The following is a 19,808-nucleotide window of genomic DNA, read 5'->3' on the forward strand; positions in this document are numbered from 1 at the left end:
GCGCGAAGAACGCGCCCGCATCTTCCGGTAGTAAAAACAGGAGACGCTCATCATGAAATATGACGAGGACGTTCGCACGCGATCCTACAAGTTCCGCGACGAATATGTCGAGGCGACGCCGTGGTGGTATCGCGGAGAGATGCATCTGGGCTTCACGCTCGTGTTCACGACGGCGGTGATCCTGTATTGCGCCGCGCAGCTTCACGCGCCGACGTTCGCGGAATGGCTCGCGGTCGTGCCGCTCTTCCTGTTCGGCAACTGGGCGGAATGGGCCGCGCACCGGTACGTGCTGCATCGGCCGACCAAATACTTCAGCATGGTCTACAAGCGTCACTGCGCCGTGCATCACCGCTTTTTCACGCATGTGACGCTCGAGTACAAGGGACACAGGCACTGGCGCGCGCTGCTGTTTCCGCCCTTTGCGCCGGTCGCTTTCGTGCTCGCCGCCACGCCGCTCGCCTTGTTGATCGGCTTCGTGTTCTCACGCAATGCAGGCTATATCGCGCTATTGACCATGGCAGCGTACTACCTGATGTACGAAGGGCTGCACACGCTCTCGCATGTCACGGACAGTCCTTTTCTCGACCGTGTTCCGTTCATCAACACCGTGCGTCGCCTGCACGTGACGCATCACGATCCCGAGCAAATGGCGACGCAGAATTTCAATCTCACGTTTCCGATCTGCGATAGGCTCTTCGGCACGCGCAGCGATGCGTCGCACACGTCGCGCGAGCGCACGACCCAGCGACGCGGCTGATCCACGCTCGCATCGTTATGGCGATAGCGCCGGCGCGCCCGCCGTCACGCGCCGGATTTCCTCGGTGATGATCGCGATCAATGCCTGCGCGGCCGGCCCGATCGGCCGCTTCGGATGCGTCACCTGAATGATGTGGCGCACAATCGGCGGCGACGCGATCGTGCGTGCGCGCAAGCGCCCTTCGTCCACTTTCGCCTGCACGACGACGCGCGGCAGGATTGTCGCGACACTGCTCTGCTCAACGAACTGCACGATGGTGCTTAGCAGATCGATCTCGAACTTCGGCTGGATGACGACGTCGGCCGCCATCAGCGCGGCATCGAGCGCGCCGCGCAGGCCGTTGCGGCGCGTGGGCAACACGAATTCGATGCCCGACTGTTGCGTGAGATCGATTGCGTCGGGCAGCTCTGGGCCGTGCACCACGCTCGTCACCAGCACCATTTCTTCGACGAGCAAAGGCTCTACGTGGAGCGTCAGCCGTCCGCGCGGCTTGTTGATGATGGCGGCATCGAGCCGGCCAGATTCGACAGCGTCGATCAGTTGCGCGCTGAAGCCATCGGCGACGGACACTTCGACTTGCGGGAAAAGCGCATCGAATCGGGCGAGCGATTCGGGCAATACGCTCTGCGCCTCTGACGACACCATCCCCAGCGACACGTGGCCCGTCACGATGACATCGCGACGACTCAGGTGCTCCCGTGCGTGATCGATGTCGCGCATGATCGGCGTGTAAAGGCGGTACATCAACCGTGCGGCTTCGGTCGGCGCCATGCCGTGCGGCCCGCGCTCGAAGAGCTTCTGCCGAATCTCGGTTTCGAGCTTGGCGATCTGCATGCTGAGCGCCGGTTGCGCGATGTTGAGCCGCTTGGCGGCGCGCGTGACGGTGCCTTCTTCGAAAAGCGCGATGAAGTACTGGATCTGCTTCAGTTCCATGGGACAGGGGCATACAGGGCCGACGAAGATAGTACCGCGCCCCGTCTTTCATGAAGTGGGCGTCGTATCGCCAACACGCCATATACCTGACGTCCAAAGGGTCCTCGTTGAACGTCGGCTATGGCCAACGACGGGGTGGCGAGGACCGCGAGCGGGCATCGTCGTCGAGCGCTCCATGCAGACATTGGATCGCTGTTTTCCGGGCGGGCACGGCGTGGTGCGATTTGAGGGTCTGAAGGTTGAACCGGAAGACGTGTTGGGCGAAGTCGGTCAGGGCTTCCGGTATGCGCAAGTGCGTCTGTCGCCCGCGCGGCTGACCCACTGCATGCGATGGCTTGGGGCGGCACGACGCGCGCATGACATTGCTGTCGACTACGCTCGCCATCGCCAAGCCTTTGGCAAGCCGATCGGACAGCACGAGGGCGTTGGATTTGCCTTGGCCGACAACGACATGGATCTGCACATCGCCCGTCTGACGACCTGGCATTGCGCCTGGGTCCTGGACCAGGGCGAACTGGCGCTGCGAGAATCGAGCCGGGCCAAGGTGGTTGTTTCCGAAGCGCTCTGGCGCGTGGTTGACCGCTGCGTACAGGTGCTTGGCGGCCAGGGTGTGACCGGTGAAACCTAGTGGCGCGCATTTTTGCAGACCTGCGTGGCTTCCGGATCTATGACGGCCCCTCAGAGGTGCACCGGTGGAGTCTGGCCAAGCACATCCTCAAAGGCAAAAAATCATGATTAGCGAACTTAGCGAAAATGGTGATGACGGCAATCCCCTTATTGAACGCGTCCCCTCCATTAGATAGTGCGGACAGGGCGCGGTGGCGCTCCCTCCACGGGTAATTATTGCGTGCCGTCGGCGGCCGTGGCCACCTTGTCCTGGGTCGGAGTATCGAAATCACCGGCGTCGGGCCTTCGGAGCTGCGCCGGATGCGGCAGCTTGAGGAAGAGAATGCGAAGCTTAAGCGGCTGGCGGCGGACCTGAGCCTGGACAAGGCCATGCTGCAGGACGTGCTGCAAGGGGAATGAGGTGGCAACAGCACGTGCTGGTACCCGGGAGGAAGCGCTGCGGCTGCTCATGACGAGTGGTATCGCAGTCGTCGAACTGGATTACGAATCCGGTTGGCAAGATGCGATCGAGCTGGGGCGGATCGGCCAGAAGGCCGGCATACAGGTAGAGTTCCGCGGCCACGAAAGTATCGCCGTCCAGTCGCTGGCCGCGTTGGTTGCCGGCGTGGCGCACCCCAAGGTGACGTTCCGGCAACGGAACCTGTATTGCCAGTTCAATCTGGACGCCGCACCAGCCGCGCAGTTGGGGCAGATCGAAGCCAAGGCGACGGCGCTTGGCGACTACATTCTCGCCGGCCACCTGCTACGAGACAGAGATGCGCTCTGGGCCGAATAGCTCGGTTAGGTTTTACGCCCTGGGTCTTGTTGCCCAGTTGAACCATTGCGGTCCAGCCATGGCGATGGTAGGAGGCCGACAGAGGGGGCGAATTGTTCAGGGCCGACTAGCTACTAGCGCGGACTGCTTAAAGGCACGGCGCCAAGTGCTTGGAGCTTTCGGTATATACGATTGCGTGAGACGCCCAGCGTGCGCGCAGTTGCTGAAACGTTACCGCCGTTTGACTTGAGCACCTGCCGGATGAGCGAGGACTCCAGTAGATCCAGCGTCGCCTGGTCTGCCGATACCGGCAGCATGTCGTGTGCCGGTGGCTCCTGCGCCGGTTGCTCCCGATGAAGTACATCTTCCAGGAAATCGTCTGGCAGATCATCCAGCTGGATCTCATCGCCCTCGGCCATGACCATTGCCGAACGCACGAGATTGACCAGTTGGCGTATGTTCCCCGGCCAGTCGTATGTCTTCAACAGGCGCAGGACTTCGGGGGCAACCCGGAAGCGCTGACCGTTGTGCTCACCAACCAGGAGGCGATTGAGCACCGCCTCGAAGTCACGCCGCTGGCGCAAGGGCGGCAGCTTGACCAATAGTCCGTTCAATCGGTAGTACAGATCGTCGCGGAATGTACCCCGGGCGATCATATCGCGCAGATTGCGATGGGTTGCGCAAACCAATGCGACATTGACTGGAATCGCCTTGGCGCTGCCCAGGGGGGTGACGATGCGCTCTTGCAGCACACGCAGCAATCGCGCCTGCAGCGTCAGCGGCATATCGCCAATCTCGTCGAGGAACAGCGTTCCGCCATTTGCCTGCAGGATCTTGCCAAGGCTGCCGCGCCGGCGGGCTCCGGTGAACGCGCCCTCCTCGTACCCGAAGAGCTCCGACTCGATCAAGGTCTCCGGAATCGACGCACAGTTGACGGCAACAAACGGGCCTGCGCAGCGGGGGGAATCCTCATGGATAGCCTGGGCGAGGAGCTCTTTGCCGGTACCAGTCTCGCCGATGATCAGGGTCGGGATATCGCGGCCGTTGAATTTTCTGAGCTTGCTGATCACTCTTGCGATTTCCGGGTCTCCGGTGTCCAACTGGCCCAGCCCTGAGGTGGCCCGAGCACTGACCGGGCTCGCAGCGCCGGCACGCGACTCGGCCTCCTGTCCCACCTTGTCTGCAGACAGCGGGCGTAGTAGCGATCCGCAATCGGTACGTTGACGGATCGAGACCTTGGCATACAGGCTGACACCATTGGCAGGATGCACTCGCAGCGGATCGGGCGTTGCCGAACGATAGTGATCAAACAGCGCGGGCACGCTGAGCCCAAGGAGCGATTCCAGCGTGTGCCCGGCCAATGCCGACGGGGTCAGCCCGAGTTGGAACAGGGCGCTTCGATTGACCGCGCGATATCGCCCATCCAGCCCAAAAGACAGCATCCCCTCCATGAGCGTGCCGATCAATTCGGGTCGGCTGTGCAAGTGCAGCGTGATGCAGTCGGGATTGGCCGCAGCGAACAGCTGATTTTCAATCTGTAGCGCTGACATCCGGACCAGCGCCATGGTGTGCGCCGGAAAATTTCCCGGATCTCCGCTGACGTTGAGCACACCCGTGACCTTTCCGGATGCGTCAAAAAGAGGGACCGCAGAGCAGTTGAGGATATGGTTGACGCCAAGATAATGCTCATTGGCGCTGACCTGGATGGGCGTCCCTTCTACAAGTGCCGTACCGATGCCATTGGTACCGCGCAGGCGCTCGGACCACGTCACCCCCAGCGACAATGCCACGCGGTCGGCCTTCTCCAGGAAGTCCTTGTCGCCCTGCGCGTGGAGGATCACGCCTTGGGCATCGGTGAGCAGCACGATGTTGTGGTGATGACTGATCTGCTCGTAAAGGGTTTCCATGACCGGCAAAGCGTACGCATATAGCGTACGGTTCTGCTCGATTGCGAGCGACAGCGCCGCCTTGCTCAGTGCGCTGAAGTCGGGGTTGTCCGTGACTTGAAGACCGTAGGTGGTGGAGCGTCGATGAGACTGCTCGATGACGGCCGCATGCTGCCGTTGCCACGATGTGCCGCTGAGGGGGGCATCGAGCAGGTTCCAGGCGCTTGAGACCTGGCTCACGCGCGCATTATTGGTCGGAGCAGGGTCGCTGGGGGCGCCAGGCATCTATGTCTCCTATGGTGCGTCTGATCGTGCGCACTGATGGCCGGGTTGCTCCCGCTTGGATGGGCGAGTCGCACCCTTCTTGTAGGGCGTTTGCTTCGTATATTACAGGGCGGAAAACGGGCGTGCCAAACCTTGCGCACGAAATCTGGCACCCATATATCGCTGTTTCGTTGCGGAACAACTGGAGCGAAACGAATCAGCCTGTTCCGTTGCGGATCAGCGCCGAACATCCCATTGCAGTGGCGCTGCTACGCGGTACGAGATGTCGTTGCTCGCGACCAACAGGCATCAGCAAAGGAGCTGCGGGACGTAAGCGTTTGCGCCATGGACGGTGATGCGATTGGACCCGGGCGATGGCATGGTGTTTGCAAATGGTGGCGTGGCTATCGTGATGCATCACAAAAGCCGTCTGAACGTCACAATTCACAGACCTAAACAGGAGACAACCATGGCATGGCAGAAACCCGAAGCGACCAATCTGCGTTTTGGCTTTGAAATCACGATGTACATCGCCAACCGCTGATTGCGGGTCGACTACACGAGCGTTGGGCGTCATGTTCGCAACTGCGCGATACGACCTTGGTGTCAGATCGGACGCAGGCTGTGAACGGGCGCCGCTTTTCTTCTAGACCTTCCCGATTACCGCAGAAGTACAAGCGCAGCCGCTCGGCGGACTGCGTGGGGATGTCTTTTTCCAAAAATCCATGAGGAGACAAGAATATGAAAAGCAAATTTGCCGCCAGACTGGCATTGCTCTGCGCTGCGGTAACCTGCAGCGTTGCCGCACAGGCGCAGGACAACATGAAGAAACTGGAGGGATTCAAGAGCACGGGGGCATCGTTGAACATCGAGACTGTGCCGCAAGGTGGAGCACGCGCTGAGGCGTTAAAGGCCAATCTCAAGCAAGTCAAGCTGCCGCCCGGCTTCAAGATCGACTTGTATGCGATCGTGCCAGACGCGCGTCACATGGCAGTTGGCCCCAATACTGGCGTGGTTTTCGTCGGTACGCGCAAGACTCGCGTGTGGGCCGTGTCTGACCGCACCAAGAGCCGCGTCGCCGATGAAGTGAAAGTGTTTGCGCCGTCTGTCAGCTTCAAGATTCCAAATGGCGTCTGCTTCTCGCCGGATGGGGTGCTTTATGTCGCCGAACAGAATCGCGTTCTGGCATTCCCGGCAGCAGATTTTTTCTATGAGAGCCCGGATGTTGCCACGGCACCTGTCGTGCCGCAGGGGGAACTGATCCCAGTTGAGGAAGAGAGCTTCAATCACACCGCCCGGACCTGTCGGATCGGCCCGGACGACAAGCTCTACATCACACTGGGCAACCCGTTCAATGTACCCCCCAAGGAAAAAATCGCCCTGTACGACAAGGTCGGGATGATGGGCATTATCCGGATGGACCGCGATGGCAAGCACCGCGAGGTATTCGCGCGTGGCGTGCGCAACTCGGTGGGGATGGACTTCAACCCCAAGGACAAGACCTTGTGGTTTACCGACAACCAGGTCGACGGCATGGGTGACGATATCCCGCCGGGCGAGCTCAACCGCGCGACGAAGGCCGGTGAGAATTTCGGCTTCCCCTGGTACGGCGGTGGTCATACCCGTACCGTCGAATACAAGAGCGAAACGCCGCCGTCAGGTATTGTTTTCCCGCAGGTCGAAATGGCGGCACACGCAGCGGATCTGGGCATGACGTTCTATCACGGCAAGATGTTCCCGGCCAAATACCAAGGCGGTGTGTTCAATGCCGAGCACGGCTCATGGAACCGCACAACGCCGGTGGGCGCGCGCATCATGTACACGCCTGTCAAGGCCGACGGAACTGCTGGCAAGACCGAAGTCTTCGCTGAGGGTTGGTTGACGTCGAATAACGAGTACCTTGGGCGACCGGTAGACGTGGCGACGCTGCCCGACGGCTCTCTGCTGATCTCTGACGACTTCGCCGGAGCCATCTACAGGGTGTCGTATGCGGCGGAGTAAGTGGCTGCTCGGTCTTAGCACAGCACTGATGCTGGCGGCGACAGCTCCGGCGGTTGCGGCGGGCGCCGGTGCACCCGCCAAGGCCACACAATGCTTCGCTTGTCACGGTGCGGATGGATTATCGAAGGCACCCGATGCACCTAATCTTGCGGGCCAAAACGAGCAGTACCTTGTTAAGGCACTGCAGGATTTCCGCTCTGGCGGGCGGGTGCACGAGGTAATGTCAATGATGGCCAAGGGATTGTCCGACCAGGACATTCAGGCGATCTCTGCATACTTCAGTGCAATCGCGATCAGCGTGAAAGCACCGTAGTCTTGCCGGCGGGCGCCAAGCTTCGGTGCAGCGTCCGCTGGCCAGGTTTCTCAAGCGGGCATTGCGCGCGGCGCGTTGCCCGGTTTCGTCTTACGCTCATGAGAATCATCGTGCTTGGCGCCTCGGCCGGAGGCGGTTTCCCACAGTGGAATTGCAACTGCCGCAATTGCGCGGGTTATCGCGCGGGCACGGTCCGTGCGCTGGCGCGCACGCAATCGTCCATTGCCGTCTCGACCAACGGTTTGGACTGGCTTCTGATCAATGCGTCGCCTGACATCCTGACCCAGATTCGTGCCACGCCAGCGCTGCAGCCCGGGCGGGCGACGCGCGACACAGGCATCGCCGCAGTGCTGCTCATGGATGCGCAGGTCGACCATGTCACCGGTCTGATGATGCTGCGCGAAGGCGGGCGGCTGCGTGTGCATTGCACAGCTTCGGTCTGGGAGGACCTGACCGAACGTTTGCCCCTGACGCAGGTGCTGGCGCATTACTGCGGTACGGATTGGCAGCCGATCACGCTCGACACCGAGGCAGGACTGCAACGACCTTTTGAGGTGGCGGGTATCCATCATCTGCGCATCACGCCGTTTCCACTCAGCAGTAAGGCGCCTCCTTACTCGCCGCGCCGGCTCAAGCCCGATCCGGGCGACAACATCGGCATTTTGCTGGAGGACACGCGTACCGGGCGCAAGACTTTCTACGCTCCTGGCCTTGGTGTCATCGAGCCGCACATCGCAACTGCCATGGCTGGTGCGGACTGCGTGCTGGTGGACGGAACCTTCTGGACCGAGGATGAAATGGTGCGCTCGGGCTTGTCGAGCAAGCTGGCCCACGAAATGGGCCACCTGCCGCTCTCCGGCGACGCCGGCATGCTTGCATTTCTGAACACGCTGGATGCGCGCCGGAAGATCGTCATCCACATCAATAACAGCAACCCGATTCTCGACGATGATTCCGCTGAACGCGCAGAGCTGACTCGATACGGCGTCGAGGTCGCATACGACGGGATGGAGATTGAACTTTGAGCCAAACCAACGCAAGCCCAGACGCTGCATGGCCGCCCGAGGAATTCGAGGTGCAGTTGCGCGCAAAGGGCGCTGGCTACCACATCCATCATCCGTTCAACGTGCGCATGAACAATGGTGAACTGACGCCCGACCAGGTTCGGGGCTGGATCGCCAACCGTTTTTATTACCAGATCAATATCCCTCGCAAGGATGGCGCCATCATCGCCAATTGCCCGGACCGCGAAACACGCCGGCTTTGGGTGCAAAGAATTCTCGATCATGATGGGAGTGCCGATAGCCCTGGCGGCATCGAGGCCTGGGTGCGGCTGGGTGAGGCTGCAGGCATAACTGAGCAAGACCTCTGGTCGCTCAAGTATGTAGTGCCGGGCGTACGCTTTGCCGTTGACGCTTACGTGAATTTTGCACGGAGCGTGCCGTGGCAAGAGGCAGTGTGCTCATCGCTGACCGAAATGTTTGCGCCAAAAATTCACCGCGACCGGCTAGCCAACTGGCCGCAACATTATCCGTGGATCGAAGCCGGTGGGCTGCACTACTTCCGCAGCCGGATCACGCTTGCCCAGCGCGATGTCGAACATGGCCTGAAGGTGACACTGGCACATTTCACGACACGTGTGCAGCAAGAGCGCGCCCTGGATATCCTGCAATTCAAACTCGATGTCCTCTGGTCGATGCTTGACGCGATTGAGCACGCGTATCCCACTCACTGAGCCGCCACGATGACGATCCCCGAGAAGCCCAGCGTTGCCAAAATGTTTCGGCTGCAATGGGAGCCAGCCCAGCAAGCCTACGTACTGCTTTATCCGGAAGGCATGGTCAAGCTCAACCAGAGTGCCGCAGAAATCCTCAAACGCTGCGATGGCTCGCGCGACTTGCCCGCGCTCGTGAGTGAACTCGAGCAGGCGTTCGGCTCGACGGGACTCCAGCAGGACGTGGAGGATTTCCTGCGCGCAGCCGCCGAACAGGGGTGGATCCAATGACCGAAGTGCAAACCTTGCCTGCTGGCGACCCGGCTGTGCCTCCTCCGCTTTGGCTGCTAGCGGAGCTGACGCATCGTTGCCCGCTTCACTGCGTGTTTTGCTACAACCCCGTTGATTTCGCTCGCCGGCGAGACGAGCTCAGCACCGCGCAATGGATCGACGTGCTGCGCCAGGCGCGCCAGTTGGGCGCGGCTCAGCTGGGCTTTTCGGGGGGGGAGCCACTGCTGCGTGACGACCTTGAGGAACTCGTCGCCGAGGGTCGGCAACTGGGCTTCTACACCAACCTGATCACCTCGGGTATCGGATTGACCGAAGCCCGGCTCGCCCGTCTCAAGGCGGCTGGACTCGACCACATTCAGCTTTCCTTCCAGGACTCCACGCGTGAGATGAACGACTTTCTGTCGAACACGCGCACGTTTGATCTGAAATCACGCATTGCCCTCTTGATCAAGCAATACGACTATCCGATGGTGCTGAACGTAGTCCTGCACCGCCATAACCTCGATCATGTTGAGCGCATCATCGAGATGGCGGTGGCAATGGGCGTCGAGTATCTCGAACTTGCTAACACGCAGTACTACGGTTGGGGGCTGATCAACCGGGAGCAACTCATGCCCACGCGAGAGCAAGTGCAGCGTGCCGAGGCGGTGGTGAATGCTTACCGTGAGAAGCTCGGCAACCGGCTGCGCATCCTGTTCGTGGTGCCGGACTACTTCGAGTCCCGCCCCAAGGCTTGCATGAGCGGCTGGGGGGCGGTGTTCCTGGCTGTTACGCCAAATGGCACCGCCTTGCCATGCCATGCGGCGCAGACCATTCCTGGCTTGCGCTTTCCTAATGTCGCAGACACGCCGATTGCTGAAATCTGGAATCAAAGCGAGGCGTTCAACCACTTCCGTGGTGATACTTGGATGCAGGAGCCCTGTCGCTCCTGCCCGGAAAAGCATAAGGATTTCGGTGGCTGTCGCTGCCAGGCACTTGCGCTGACCGGCGATGCGACACAAGCCGACCCGGTCTGCGAGAAGTCCCCCCATCACGCCCGTGTGCAGGAGATCGTGCTGCATGCCAGGCACGCACAGCACAGCGCCCCGACGCACGAGTACCCCTTGGTTTTTCGCAGCGACGCGAACTCGCTGCGCCTCTCATCATGCAGGCCTACCGAATAAAGACGGACTCGCGCGGTGCGACGAACACGATTTTCTTTCTCGCCAGACCAGAATTGGCTGCAACTTTGGTTGGCTGGCTGGTGATCGCTGATAGGGGATTGGCAAGGATTTCCTGAGGCCGTCCGTAGCGTGGATGCCGAGACTTGCCACCAACGTTGCGGGCCGATGTGTTTCATTGCGCCTGACCTTCATGCAAGAACCGCTTCAGCACAATTCCATTGACGTCTTCGTCAGCGTTGACGTCGGCAAGCGCCTGTACAGCATGCGCACCCGCTTTACCCGGTCCTGACGAGCATGCCCGGAGTCGGCGTCAGGACCGCCGCCAGACTCCTGACCGAAGTCGGGCGCAAACCCTTCGCGTCGGCCGCGCACCTGGATAACTATGCCGGCATCGCGCCTGTCACACTGCGCTCTGGCTCGTCCATCCGCGGCAAATACTCCTCAAGGGGTGTCGACAAGGTGCTCAAACGCCCATTGTTTCACTCTGCGTTCGCTGCCTTGCGAGATCCGATCTTGCGCGCCTTCGACGCGCATAAGATCCAGCAGGGCGAACGCCAAAACCGGGCGCTCATCGCGCTGGCGGGGCGACGCTGCGACGTCTTGTTCTCCGTGTTGCGCGACGCAACCTTTTACCAACACCAAACCGCCCCTAACGTTTGACGAAACACAAAGGCGCCCGGTCCCTGCCTACCACCAAAAATTGCGGTTGGATATGGAAGCGCAACGCGCGCCGACTGAGAGCCGATCTTCGTTCATACCCGGGCACATCGAGCGGCCCGGTTCACGCCACTCAAACCTGGCGGCAAGAAAAATCTTGTGCAGCCCCTCGGCCTACCCTTTGGCCTCAGAGCTTTGCTTGCGCGGTGAATCCATTTCGGATTGGCTATCGCGAGTGCGTTGGTGCAATCGCGCAACCATGAAGTTTGACGCTTGGGTGACATGCTGGCGAGCCAGGTATTCAGCTGCTTCGGTGTTGCCTGTCGTGATGGCCTCCAATATCGCAGCATGCTGGTCCCAGATATCGCGCGGCTTCTGGTCGCGGACCAGGACTTCGCCCATGACACGCTGCGTGTAGGTCAGATGCGCTGCCATGGCTGGCGCGATCAGCGGATTGCCTGAGAGTTGGTACAGGAATTCATGAAAGCGAATATCGGCAGCGATCATCTTGGGCACCGATCCGCTGGCAACGGCCTTGCGCCCAGCCTCGATCAGTGCCGCGCCGTGCTTGTGCGCCAGATCCGCACCCTGTGCGGCAGCAAGCCGACATGCCAACCCCTCAATTGCGGCGCGCATCTCGTAGATATGCTTTACATGGTCTGGATCGAGGGGCGCGACGATCAGTCCGCGCCCTGGTGCATCTCGAAGCATGCCCTGGTTGCGCAGCAGCAGGAGTGCTTGCTGTACGGGCTGACGCGATACGCCCAAGGCTTGCGCGATTTGCTCCTGAATAATGCGCTCGCCCGGCGACAAGTGACCCGACGCGATTTCGTCCAGAAGTGCATCGCGCACCTGCTCCACAAGATTCGGTTGTACAGCTAGAGCCTTCATAGCAATGCCAGTCTTGCGCGTGCCGTAGCACGCAATTTCAAATAGTGACTCATGTCGATGAAGCGAACTCCCCGCACATCTGTTCGCGCAAGACACGGTGAAGTATCTTGCCGGTCGCAGTTCGCGGCATGTCGGCGTCTCCTCGGAAATGGATTGATTGCGGACGCTTGTATCCGGCCATGCGGCTACGGCACCATTCAATCAGTTCAGCCTCTGTCGCATGCACTCCGTCATGCAGCACAACCACCGCATGCACGGCTTCGCCCCACTTGTCGTGCGGAACGCCCAGAACAGCCACGTCCTTGACCTTAGGGTGGGCGCCGATCACGCTTTCGACTTCGGAAGGATATACGTTCTCCCCACCGCTGATGATCATGTTGCTCTTTCGATCAACGAGATGAATGAAACCGTGCTCATCGCGGCGCGCCATATCGCCCACGGAACACCACTCGCCATTGAACGCCAGGGCGGTTTTTTCGGGATTCTTCCAGTAGCCATCGAACACGTAAGGCGTGTGAGAAAAGAGCTCACCGACTTCGCCGTCCCGTACCTCCCGCCCCTTAGCATCAAGCAGCCGGATCGGACCGGATCCAATCCATTCCCGGCCGACCGAACCTAGGCGCTCGAACTGCTGCTCCGGACGGAGCAGCGTTACCCAACCGGCTTCGGTCGAACCGTACAACTCGTAAAGCCTGCCATTGCGGAAGTATTCCATGATCGCGAGTTTGGTCTCCCGCCGCGCAGGCGCTGAAGAAATCATGAGTTTCTCCACCGCGGACACGTCGTACTTCGCTTTCACTGCCGCCGGCAATCCCAGCATCATGATGTAGTGGGTCGGAACCAAAGATGTGAAAGTGACGCGCTCAGAAGCAAGCGTCGCCAAGAGCGCCTCGGGATCGAAGCTCTTTCGATCGTCGATTACGCATGACGCACCCAGGTGTGCAAAGGTGTGGCTGAAGTACAGCGAGTTTGCGTGGCACATGGGCATGACCATCAAGGCCGTGTCTTCGCGGGTGAAGCCCATCTCCAGTGCAGTAGCCATGGCGATCAGCGTGCTGCCCTCGTGACTGCGGACTGCACCCTTGGGACGGCCAGTCGTGCCCGATGTGTACATCAGTGCGCTCATGTCGCCGGGTAGAACGTCAACCGGTGGGAGATCCGCCGGCGCACTGGCGATCAGGTCCTCATAACAGGTCCAATCGTGTGGCACAGCCTTGCCAAAGGCAATGTAGCCCCCGTCCGCCAAGTCCAATTCTTTTCGTAGAGGCTCGACACGCTCCGTCAGCTCATCTTGCACGATGAACGCGCGTGCCTCGCAGTGCTGGGCGATGTAGCCAATTTCGGGCGCCACCAGACGGAAATTCAGTGGAACCGCAACCAGTCCGGCCTCGGCCAGCGCCACGTAGATTTCCATCCACTCCACGCAGTTGTAGGCAAGTAGCGCGACCCGGTCTCCCTTGCGCAAACCTAAGGCGCGCAAGCCTGCAGCAAGCTTGCGGGAACGGTCGTGCCACTGAGCAAACGTGAGCGAACGATGTGAGTCCCGTGTGCCGAGCTTAAAAGGAGTGAGCCGCGCGTGTGTGGCGACTGCGCCGGCAATGGTGAGCAAGTGATTCATAGATGACCTCAGAGTGCATGATGATCTCACGCCCAAATCTTAGCACTCTGAATTCAGAATTCATTAGGGAAAATCCCGATGAAATAGAACTCTGAATTCAGAATACTTTATCCCATAGCACAACACCGTAGCGTTTCCGCCAACGCGCCTCGGCGCCCTCGCAAGGAGAGATAACCGTGATCAACCGCAGACAACTCATGCAAGTCGGGGCACTGGGCGCCTTGGCCAGCCTTGTCCCCTCCATTTCGGCAGCCCAGGGCAACGCGCCTCAATTCCGTTTCAAGCTCGGCAATGACCTGCCGGTCGGTCACTCGGTCAACGTTCGCCTGAAAGAGGCAATCACTGCGATCCACGCCGACACGAGGGGGCGCGTGGCGATTGAACTGTTCCCCAACAACCAGTTGGGTAGCGACTCAGACATGCTGTCGCAGATGCGGTCCGGGGCCCTGGAGATGGCAACCTTCCCTGGCACGGTGATGTCAACGCTGATCCCGATCACGGCGCTCACGGGAGCGGGATTCCTGTTCTCTGGCTATGACAAGGTATGGGCGGCCATGGACGGTACCGTGGGAGATCACATTCGCGCGGCCATCGCAAAGACGAACCTGGTGCCGTTCACGACTGTGTGGGACAACGGTTTCCGCCAGATCACCACAAGCACTAAGCCGATCCGCACACCGGAGGACTTGAAGAATTTCAAGATCCGTGTACCGGTAGTGCCCCTGTGGGTGTCGATGTTCAAGGCGCTCGGCGCCGCACCGGTCAGCCTGCCACTGTCAGAGGCCTACCAGGCACTGCAGACTAAGGTGGCCGACGGCGAGGAAAACCCCTTGGCCCTGATCGAATCAGCCAAATTCTACGAAGTCCAGAAGTACTGTTCGCTCACCAACCATAGCTGGGACGGCTTCTGGTTTGTGGCCAACAAGAGCATTTGGGCAAGGGTTCCGGCTGATCTGCAGCAGATCATCAGCAAGCACATCAATTCTGCAGGCCGCAAGCAGCGCGACGACATCGCGCAGGCAAATGCGGATCTGCAAAAGAAGTTGCAGGCGGCAGGCATGATATTCAATGCGGTGAACGATGCACCCTTCCGTCAAGCACTGCACACTGCCGGGTTCTACGCGCAGGTCAAAGAAAAGTTCGGCAACGAGGCCTGGTCGCTCCTGCAACCGTTCACAGGTCCGATTGTGTGAGGTTGCCATGAACGTCAGATCCCAAAAACTGGGGCCCCTACAGTGCGCAACGAAGCAACCTGGCGAGTGTGGCACGCATGCCGAGACAACAGTCTCACGCGCGCTCAGGTGGATCGACTCGAGCACGGGCGCATTGGTCGGGGCGGCGGCAGCACTGCTCATCGTCGCCGAAATCGCTGTCCTGCTCGCAGGCGTGATTGCCCGCTACTTCTTGAGAACGCCGCTGGTGTGGAGCGACGAGGTGGCATCGCTGCTGTTTCTCTGGCTCGCAGTGCTTGGTGCCGTCGTTGCGTTCAGCCGCGGCGAACACATGCGCATGACCGCCATCGTGCATCGGCTAAGCCCATCGGCACAGGCGTTTGCTAGCTGCCTCGCTCTGGCCGCCGCCTTAGCGTTCCTCGCCCTACACATACTCCCGGCAATCGCCTATGCCCAGGAAGAAGCGTCGATTTCGACCCCCGCCCTTGAGATTTCCTCGGCTTGGCGTGCTTCGGCACTGCCAGTTGGCCTCGCGCTGATGGCCATCGCGGCGACCCTAAGGTTGCTGCGCACTGCGCCGGGGTGGCGTCCTCTCCTGGCTGCATTGGTGGCGGTAGCACTGGCGTGCGCTGGAATGGCCGCAATTGCGCCGATGCTGGCCGATCTCGGCAACATCAATCTGCTCATCTTCTTTGTCGGCATCACGGCCGTCTGTGTGCTGGCCGGGGTGCCGATCGCGGTATCGTTTGGCTTGGCAACCTTTGGCTTCCTGTCTCTAACGACAGACCTGCCGCTCGGCGTGATTGTGGGGCGCATGGACGAAGGCATGTCCCATGTGGTTCTTCTGTCGGTCCCGCTATTTGTCTTCCTGGGCCTGCTGATCGAAATGACGGGCATGGCCCAGGCAATGGTGGCCTTCCTGGCCAGCCTCATCGGACACGTCCGCGGCGGGCTGTCGTATGTGCTGCTCGGTGCGATGTACCTGGTCTCAGGCATTTCTGGCTCCAAGGTGGCCGACATGGCCGCGGTGGCACCCGTGCTGTTTCCCGAGATGATGAAGCGCGGTGCGCGCGAAGGCGAGCTCGTCGCACTGCTGGCCGCCAGCGGCGCGCAGACGGAAACCATTCCACCCAGCCTGGTGCTGATCACCATCGGATCGGTGACGGGCGTCTCCATTGCGGCGTTGTTCTCCGGCGGCATGGTGCCGGGGCTTGTGATGGGCGTCTGCCTGTGCGCGCTGATCGGCTTCAAATTCCGGCGCGAAGATCTGTCCCATGTCCAACGCGCGCGGCTCGGGCAAATTGGGCGCGCCTTCGTCGCGGCCCTGCCCGCCATTGCTCTGCCATTCGTGATCCGCGCAGCAGTGGTAGAGGGCGTTGCCACGGCCACCGAAGTGTCGACGCTGGGCATAGCCTACGCGTTCATTGCGGGGTTGTTCTTCTATCGGCAATTTGAGTGGCGCCGCCTGCTGCCCATGCTGGTGGATACGGCGGCCCTGTCGGGCGCCATTCTGCTCATCATTGGCACGGCTACGGGCATGGCCTGGTCTCTGACGCAATCGGGCTTTTCAGCGCAGCTTGCGGCCACGTTGGCCGGCTTGCCCGGCGGCGCCGCCATGTTCCTGTTCGTCTCCGTGGTCACGTTCATCGTGCTCGGGAGCGTGCTGGAGGGTATCCCCGCCATCGTCCTGTTTGGCCCGCTGCTGTTCCCGATCGCTCGGCAGATGGGCGTCAATGACGTCCATTACGCCATGGTGGTCGTGCTGTCGATGGGCATCGGCCTGTTCACTCCGCCTTTCGGTGTTGGCTACTACGCCGCCTGTGCGATCGCCAGGGTTGACCCGCGCAACGGCATGAAGCCGATGGTGGGTTATGTGCTCGCCTTACTAGTTGGTCTGGCGCTCGTGGCCGCCGTACCGTGGTTCTCCACTGCTTTCATTCCTGCGCGCTGAGCGCAGCTCTTCACCAAAGAGGTGACTTTCGTGAGTTCTCCCCATGCTTCGCCCCAGAGTTCGGCAGCGCTGATCGCGCGCTTCCTCAAAGCCCGTGGCGTTGATCGCGTCTTCGCACTATGCGGCGGTCACATCATGCCCATCTGGATGCAACTGGACGCACAGGGCATCCACATCGTGGATGTACGTGACGAGCGCGCAGCCGTCTATATGGCGCACGCGTATGCCGAAGTCACTGGCGGCCTAGGCGTAGCGCTTGTCACCGCGGGCCCAGGCGTCACCAACGCCATGACGGGCATCGCGAACGCGCATGTCGCCCGCGCTTCCGTGCTCATTCTGTCGGGCACGCCGCCGCGCGCACAGGAAAATCGCGGTGCGCTTCAGGACATGGCACACGTTGATTTTGTGCGTCCTCTCACCCGCTACGCGCGAACGGTGCGCGAACCCGACCTTGTCTTGCAGGAACTGGACGAGGCCGTGGCCCGCGCCCAGGGACACGGCGGTGAACCGGGACCGGCTTATCTGGATTTCCCGGTCGACACGCTGCGTGCCGAGCCCAGCCGCGCAACGCAACTGCCGGAGCTGTTCCAGCCACGACGCAAGCCTCAGATACTGCCGGATCCGCGGGCAGTCTCCGAGGCGGCTGATCTGCTGTGGTCGGCCAAGCGTCCGCTGGTGATTTCCGGTCGAGGCGCGCGCGGCGCATCGCGTCAGTTGATTCAGTTGCTGGACCGCCTGGGCGCCGTCTATCTCGATACCAGCGAAAGCCGCGGGCTGGTGCCCGAATCGCATCCTTCAGTGGTAGCGGCCATGCGCGGCTCAGTCATGTCGGAAGCTGATCTGGTGCTCACGCTTGGGCGCAAGCTCGACTTTCAGCTGGCGTACGGGTCACCGGCAATCTTCGGCGACGCCCAATTCGTGCGCGTTGCCGATTGCGCTTCAGAGTTGCGCGACAACCGCCGGGGCGCGGCCGAAGTGTTCGCGTCGGTGGACGCGGCACTGGAGGCCATTCTCTCGTACGTTGGCGACCGAACCCCGGCGTGCGACCAGGCTTGGGCCGCCGGAGTCCGAAGCAAGCACGCCGCACGTGCCGACAAGTTGGCGACGTCGATGGCGATGGCACCGCCCGGCAGCGATGGGCTCATGCACCCCAACCGACTGCTGGCCGCTCTGCGCGAGGCGTTACCGCAGGATGCCGTGGTCGTGGCCGATGGCGGCGACTTTCTCAGTTTCGCCCGCGTCGGCCTGCCCGCCTCGACGTATCTCGATCCGGGCTCACTTGGCTGCATCGGCATCGGCACGCCGTTCGGCATTGCGGCAAGCCTGGCCTGCCCGGACCACACCGTGGTGGTGGCAACCGGCGATGGCGCATTTGGCTTCAATGCAATGGAGGTCGACACTGCGGCCCGCCATCAGGCGCCCGTGCTGATCGTGGTCGCCAACAATGGCTCGTGGGCAATCGAGGTGCGCGACCAGGCTGAAACCCACGGCAAGGTGGTCGGCACGCGACTGCAGTTTGCAGACCACGCAGGCATGGCGCGGGCGTTCGGGCTGCATGCGGAACGCGTGGAAAACGCAGAAGACCTTCCAGGCGCAATCGCGCGGGCCATGGCAAACCGCCCCGCGCTGCTCGACGTGCTGGTGACGCCGGAAGCGGCCTCTTCAGATGCCAAATCCGGATTGGCCTGGGTGCCCGACCTGCAAGCCCTGGGCGCGTGGGACGAGGCCGAGCTGCAATGGCGCCGTGGGGAACAAGCATGATCGACTTCAGTCTGCCGACCGAGCTGACCGAACTGCAAACCCGGGTGCGTGACTTCATCGCGCAGGAAGTCATCCCCCTGGAGAGCGATCCGCGCCAGGGCCCACATGGGCCGGAACCCGAACTTCGGGAAGCGCTGCTGGAACGCGCCCGCCACGCAGGATTGATCTCGCCCCACGCCAGCAGCGAATACGGCGGCATGGGCCTGTCACACATCGGGCGGGCCATTGCGTTTGAAGAGGCCGGTTACTCCCCGCTCGGGCCCGTTGCAATGAACGTGTTTGCGCCCGACGAAGGCAACATGCATCTGCTGGAAGCCGTCGCAACCCCAGCACAGAAAGAACGGTGGTTGCGTCCGCTCGCCAAGGGACACATCCGCTCGTGCTTCTGCATGACCGAACCATCGCCTGGCGCGGGATCCGACCCGTCCATGCTGCAAACCACCGCTACCCCCGACGGCCGCGGTTGGCGCATCGATGGGCTCAAGTGGTTCATCACAGGCGCCGACGGTGCGGGCATGGCCATCATCATGGCGCGGGTCCCGGAGGTAGGCGCTACGATGTTTCTGGCCCCGATGGATGCACCGGGCATCGTCGTCGAGCGCTCCATGCAGACATTGGATCGCTGTTTTCCGGGCGGGCACGGCGTGGTGCGATTTGAGGGTCTGAAGGTTGAACCGGAAGACGTGTTGGGCGAAGTCGGTCAGGGCTTCCGGTATGCACAAGTGCGTCTGTCGCCCGCGCGGCTGACCCACTGCATGCGATGGCTTGGGGCAGCACGACGCGCGCATGACATCGCTGTCGACTACGCTCGCCATCGCCAAGCCTTTGGCAAGCCGATCGGACAGCACGAGGGCGTTGGATTTGCCTTGGCCGACAACGACATGGATCTGCACATCGCCCGTCTGACGACCTGGCATTGCGCCTGGGTTCTGGACCAGGGCGAACTGGCGCTGCGGGAATCGAGCCGGGCCAAGGTGGTTGTTTCCGAAGCGCTCTGGCGCGTGGTTGACCGCTGCGTACAGGTGCTTGGCGGCCAGGGTGTGACCGGTGAAACC

General features: G+C 61.3%; 18 protein-coding genes and 3 pseudogenes. 16 read left to right on the forward strand and 5 right to left on the reverse strand.

Going from position 1 to position 19,808, the window contains the following annotated elements:
* The first annotated feature begins 52 nt into the window (after positions 1–52).
* Positions 53–757, forward strand: coding sequence for a sterol desaturase family protein (locus tag PSUB009319_RS06305; protein WP_124381369.1), 705 nt, complete (start codon positions 53–55; stop codon positions 755–757).
* Between the two features lie 15 nt (positions 758–772).
* Here PSUB009319_RS06305 and PSUB009319_RS06310 read toward each other — a convergent pair whose 3' ends face one another.
* Positions 773–1,690 carry a LysR family transcriptional regulator gene (locus tag PSUB009319_RS06310; protein ID WP_124381370.1) on the reverse strand — a complete coding sequence of 306 codons (918 nt, stop codon included), beginning with the start codon at positions 1,688–1,690 and terminating at the stop codon, positions 773–775.
* A gap of 148 nt (positions 1,691–1,838) precedes the next feature.
* Here PSUB009319_RS06310 and PSUB009319_RS06315 point away from each other — a divergent pair.
* From PSUB009319_RS06315 to PSUB009319_RS06325, 3 genes and pseudogenes are all read left to right on the forward strand, one after another.
* Positions 1,839–2,425, forward strand: a pseudogene (locus PSUB009319_RS06315) (acyl-CoA dehydrogenase family protein); the annotation flags it as partial.
* Positions 2,426–2,590: 165 nt separating this feature from the next.
* Positions 2,591–2,707 (forward strand): annotated as a pseudogene (locus tag PSUB009319_RS06320) (IS3 family transposase); the annotation flags it as partial.
* A 10-nt stretch (positions 2,708–2,717) separates the two neighbouring features.
* Positions 2,718–3,092, forward strand: coding sequence for a PHA-granule associated protein 4 (locus PSUB009319_RS06325; protein WP_124381371.1), 375 nt, complete (start codon positions 2,718–2,720; stop codon positions 3,090–3,092).
* Between the two features lie 113 nt (positions 3,093–3,205).
* On the opposite strand, the gene PSUB009319_RS06330 is transcribed toward PSUB009319_RS06325, so the two are convergent.
* Complete coding sequence (locus PSUB009319_RS06330) at positions 3,206–5,242, reverse strand: sigma-54-dependent Fis family transcriptional regulator (protein ID WP_124381372.1); 2,037 nt, start codon at positions 5,240–5,242, stop codon at positions 3,206–3,208.
* A 448-nt stretch (positions 5,243–5,690) separates the two neighbouring features.
* On the opposite strand from PSUB009319_RS06330, the gene pqqA reads away from it, so the two are divergent.
* The 8 genes and pseudogenes from pqqA to PSUB009319_RS06370 all read left to right on the forward strand — a co-directional run.
* Positions 5,691–5,765: a pyrroloquinoline quinone precursor peptide PqqA gene (gene pqqA, locus PSUB009319_RS23410; protein ID WP_124381405.1), complete on the forward strand. Its 75-nt coding sequence runs from the start codon at positions 5,691–5,693 to the stop codon at positions 5,763–5,765.
* Positions 5,766–5,962: 197 nt separating this feature from the next.
* A complete protein-coding gene (locus PSUB009319_RS06340; RefSeq protein ID WP_124381373.1) occupies positions 5,963–7,222 on the forward strand; it encodes a sorbosone dehydrogenase family protein in 1,260 nt (419 codons plus the stop codon).
* Positions 7,209–7,535, forward strand: coding sequence for a cytochrome c (locus tag PSUB009319_RS06345; RefSeq protein ID WP_124381374.1), 327 nt, complete (start codon positions 7,209–7,211; stop codon positions 7,533–7,535). Before PSUB009319_RS06340 ends, PSUB009319_RS06345 begins: the two co-directional genes overlap by 14 nt.
* Positions 7,536–7,633: 98 nt before the next feature.
* Positions 7,634–8,560, forward strand: coding sequence for a pyrroloquinoline quinone biosynthesis protein PqqB (pqqB, locus tag PSUB009319_RS06350; protein WP_124381406.1), 927 nt, complete (start codon positions 7,634–7,636; stop codon positions 8,558–8,560).
* Entirely contained in the window at positions 8,557–9,270 is a 714-nt protein-coding gene (gene pqqC, locus PSUB009319_RS06355; protein WP_124381375.1) for a pyrroloquinoline-quinone synthase PqqC, read from the forward strand. The genes pqqB and pqqC overlap by 4 nt, the downstream gene beginning before the upstream one ends.
* 9 nt (positions 9,271–9,279) lie before the next feature.
* On the forward strand, positions 9,280–9,540 hold the full coding sequence (pqqD, locus tag PSUB009319_RS06360; protein ID WP_124381376.1) for a pyrroloquinoline quinone biosynthesis peptide chaperone PqqD: 261 nt from the start codon (positions 9,280–9,282) through the stop codon (positions 9,538–9,540).
* The gene (gene pqqE, locus PSUB009319_RS06365; RefSeq protein ID WP_124381377.1) at positions 9,537–10,703 is read left to right on the forward strand and encodes a pyrroloquinoline quinone biosynthesis protein PqqE; all 1,167 of its coding nucleotides are present in this window, start codon (positions 9,537–9,539) and stop codon (positions 10,701–10,703) included. The genes pqqD and pqqE overlap by 4 nt, the downstream gene beginning before the upstream one ends.
* A gap of 264 nt (positions 10,704–10,967) precedes the next feature.
* A pseudogene (locus PSUB009319_RS06370) lies at positions 10,968–11,363 on the forward strand (transposase); the annotation flags it as partial.
* A 27-nt stretch (positions 11,364–11,390) separates the two neighbouring features.
* On the opposite strand, the gene PSUB009319_RS06375 reads toward PSUB009319_RS06370, so the two are convergent.
* From PSUB009319_RS06375 to PSUB009319_RS06385, 3 genes are read right to left on the reverse strand one after another with little or no spacing between them, the layout of a single operon-like run.
* Entirely contained in the window at positions 11,391–11,525 is a 135-nt protein-coding gene (locus PSUB009319_RS06375) for an aconitase family protein (RefSeq protein ID WP_221620959.1), read from the reverse strand.
* 9 nt (positions 11,526–11,534) lie between these two features.
* Positions 11,535–12,251, reverse strand: coding sequence for a GntR family transcriptional regulator (locus tag PSUB009319_RS06380; RefSeq protein WP_124381378.1), 717 nt, complete (start codon positions 12,249–12,251; stop codon positions 11,535–11,537).
* Positions 12,252–12,300: 49 nt separating this feature from the next.
* Positions 12,301–13,869, reverse strand: coding sequence for a class I adenylate-forming enzyme family protein (locus PSUB009319_RS06385; RefSeq protein WP_124381379.1), 1,569 nt, complete (start codon positions 13,867–13,869; stop codon positions 12,301–12,303).
* A 176-nt stretch (positions 13,870–14,045) separates the two neighbouring features.
* On the opposite strand from PSUB009319_RS06385, the gene PSUB009319_RS06390 reads away from it, so the two are divergent.
* The 4 genes from PSUB009319_RS06390 to PSUB009319_RS06405 form a co-directional block, all read left to right on the forward strand.
* Positions 14,046–15,062 carry a TRAP transporter substrate-binding protein gene (locus tag PSUB009319_RS06390; protein WP_260392890.1) on the forward strand — a complete coding sequence of 339 codons (1,017 nt, stop codon included), beginning with the start codon at positions 14,046–14,048 and terminating at the stop codon, positions 15,060–15,062.
* Between the two features lie 7 nt (positions 15,063–15,069).
* The gene (locus PSUB009319_RS06395; RefSeq protein ID WP_124381380.1) at positions 15,070–16,992 is read left to right on the forward strand and encodes a TRAP transporter large permease subunit; all 1,923 of its coding nucleotides are present in this window, start codon (positions 15,070–15,072) and stop codon (positions 16,990–16,992) included.
* Between the two features lie 30 nt (positions 16,993–17,022).
* The gene (locus PSUB009319_RS06400; protein ID WP_124381381.1) at positions 17,023–18,753 is read left to right on the forward strand and encodes a thiamine pyrophosphate-binding protein; all 1,731 of its coding nucleotides are present in this window, start codon (positions 17,023–17,025) and stop codon (positions 18,751–18,753) included.
* Positions 18,753–19,808 (forward strand): acyl-CoA dehydrogenase family protein (locus PSUB009319_RS06405; protein ID WP_148090230.1); only part of this gene is annotated, 1,056 nt, incomplete at its 3' end. The genes PSUB009319_RS06400 and PSUB009319_RS06405, both read left to right, overlap by 1 nt.

It is taken from the genome of Ralstonia sp. SET104 (genome assembly GCF_003851545.1).
GTDB lineage: Bacteria > Pseudomonadota > Gammaproteobacteria > Burkholderiales > Burkholderiaceae > Ralstonia.

What these genes read in the sequence shown, in the direction of transcription:
- PSUB009319_RS06330 (WP_124381372.1), bottom strand. Translation starts at nt 5,242, where the DNA reads ATGCCTGGCGCCCCCAGCGACCCTGCTCCGACCAATAATGCGCGCGTG.
- pqqD (WP_124381376.1), top strand. Translation starts at nt 9,280, where the DNA reads ATGACGATCCCCGAGAAGCCCAGCGTTGCCAAAATGTTTCGGCTGCAA.
- PSUB009319_RS06385 (WP_124381379.1), bottom strand. Translation starts at nt 13,869, where the DNA reads ATGAATCACTTGCTCACCATTGCCGGCGCAGTCGCCACACACGCGCGG.
- pqqB (WP_124381406.1), top strand. Translation starts at nt 7,634, where the DNA reads ATGAGAATCATCGTGCTTGGCGCCTCGGCCGGAGGCGGTTTCCCACAG.
- PSUB009319_RS06340 (WP_124381373.1), top strand. Translation starts at nt 5,963, where the DNA reads ATGAAAAGCAAATTTGCCGCCAGACTGGCATTGCTCTGCGCTGCGGTA.
- PSUB009319_RS06345 (WP_124381374.1), top strand. Translation starts at nt 7,209, where the DNA reads ATGCGGCGGAGTAAGTGGCTGCTCGGTCTTAGCACAGCACTGATGCTG.
- pqqE (WP_124381377.1), top strand. Translation starts at nt 9,537, where the DNA reads ATGACCGAAGTGCAAACCTTGCCTGCTGGCGACCCGGCTGTGCCTCCT.
- PSUB009319_RS06305 (WP_124381369.1), top strand. Translation starts at nt 53, where the DNA reads ATGAAATATGACGAGGACGTTCGCACGCGATCCTACAAGTTCCGCGAC.
- PSUB009319_RS06310 (WP_124381370.1), bottom strand. Translation starts at nt 1,690, where the DNA reads ATGGAACTGAAGCAGATCCAGTACTTCATCGCGCTTTTCGAAGAAGGC.
- PSUB009319_RS06380 (WP_124381378.1), bottom strand. Translation starts at nt 12,251, where the DNA reads ATGAAGGCTCTAGCTGTACAACCGAATCTTGTGGAGCAGGTGCGCGAT.
- PSUB009319_RS06395 (WP_124381380.1), top strand. Translation starts at nt 15,070, where the DNA reads ATGAACGTCAGATCCCAAAAACTGGGGCCCCTACAGTGCGCAACGAAG.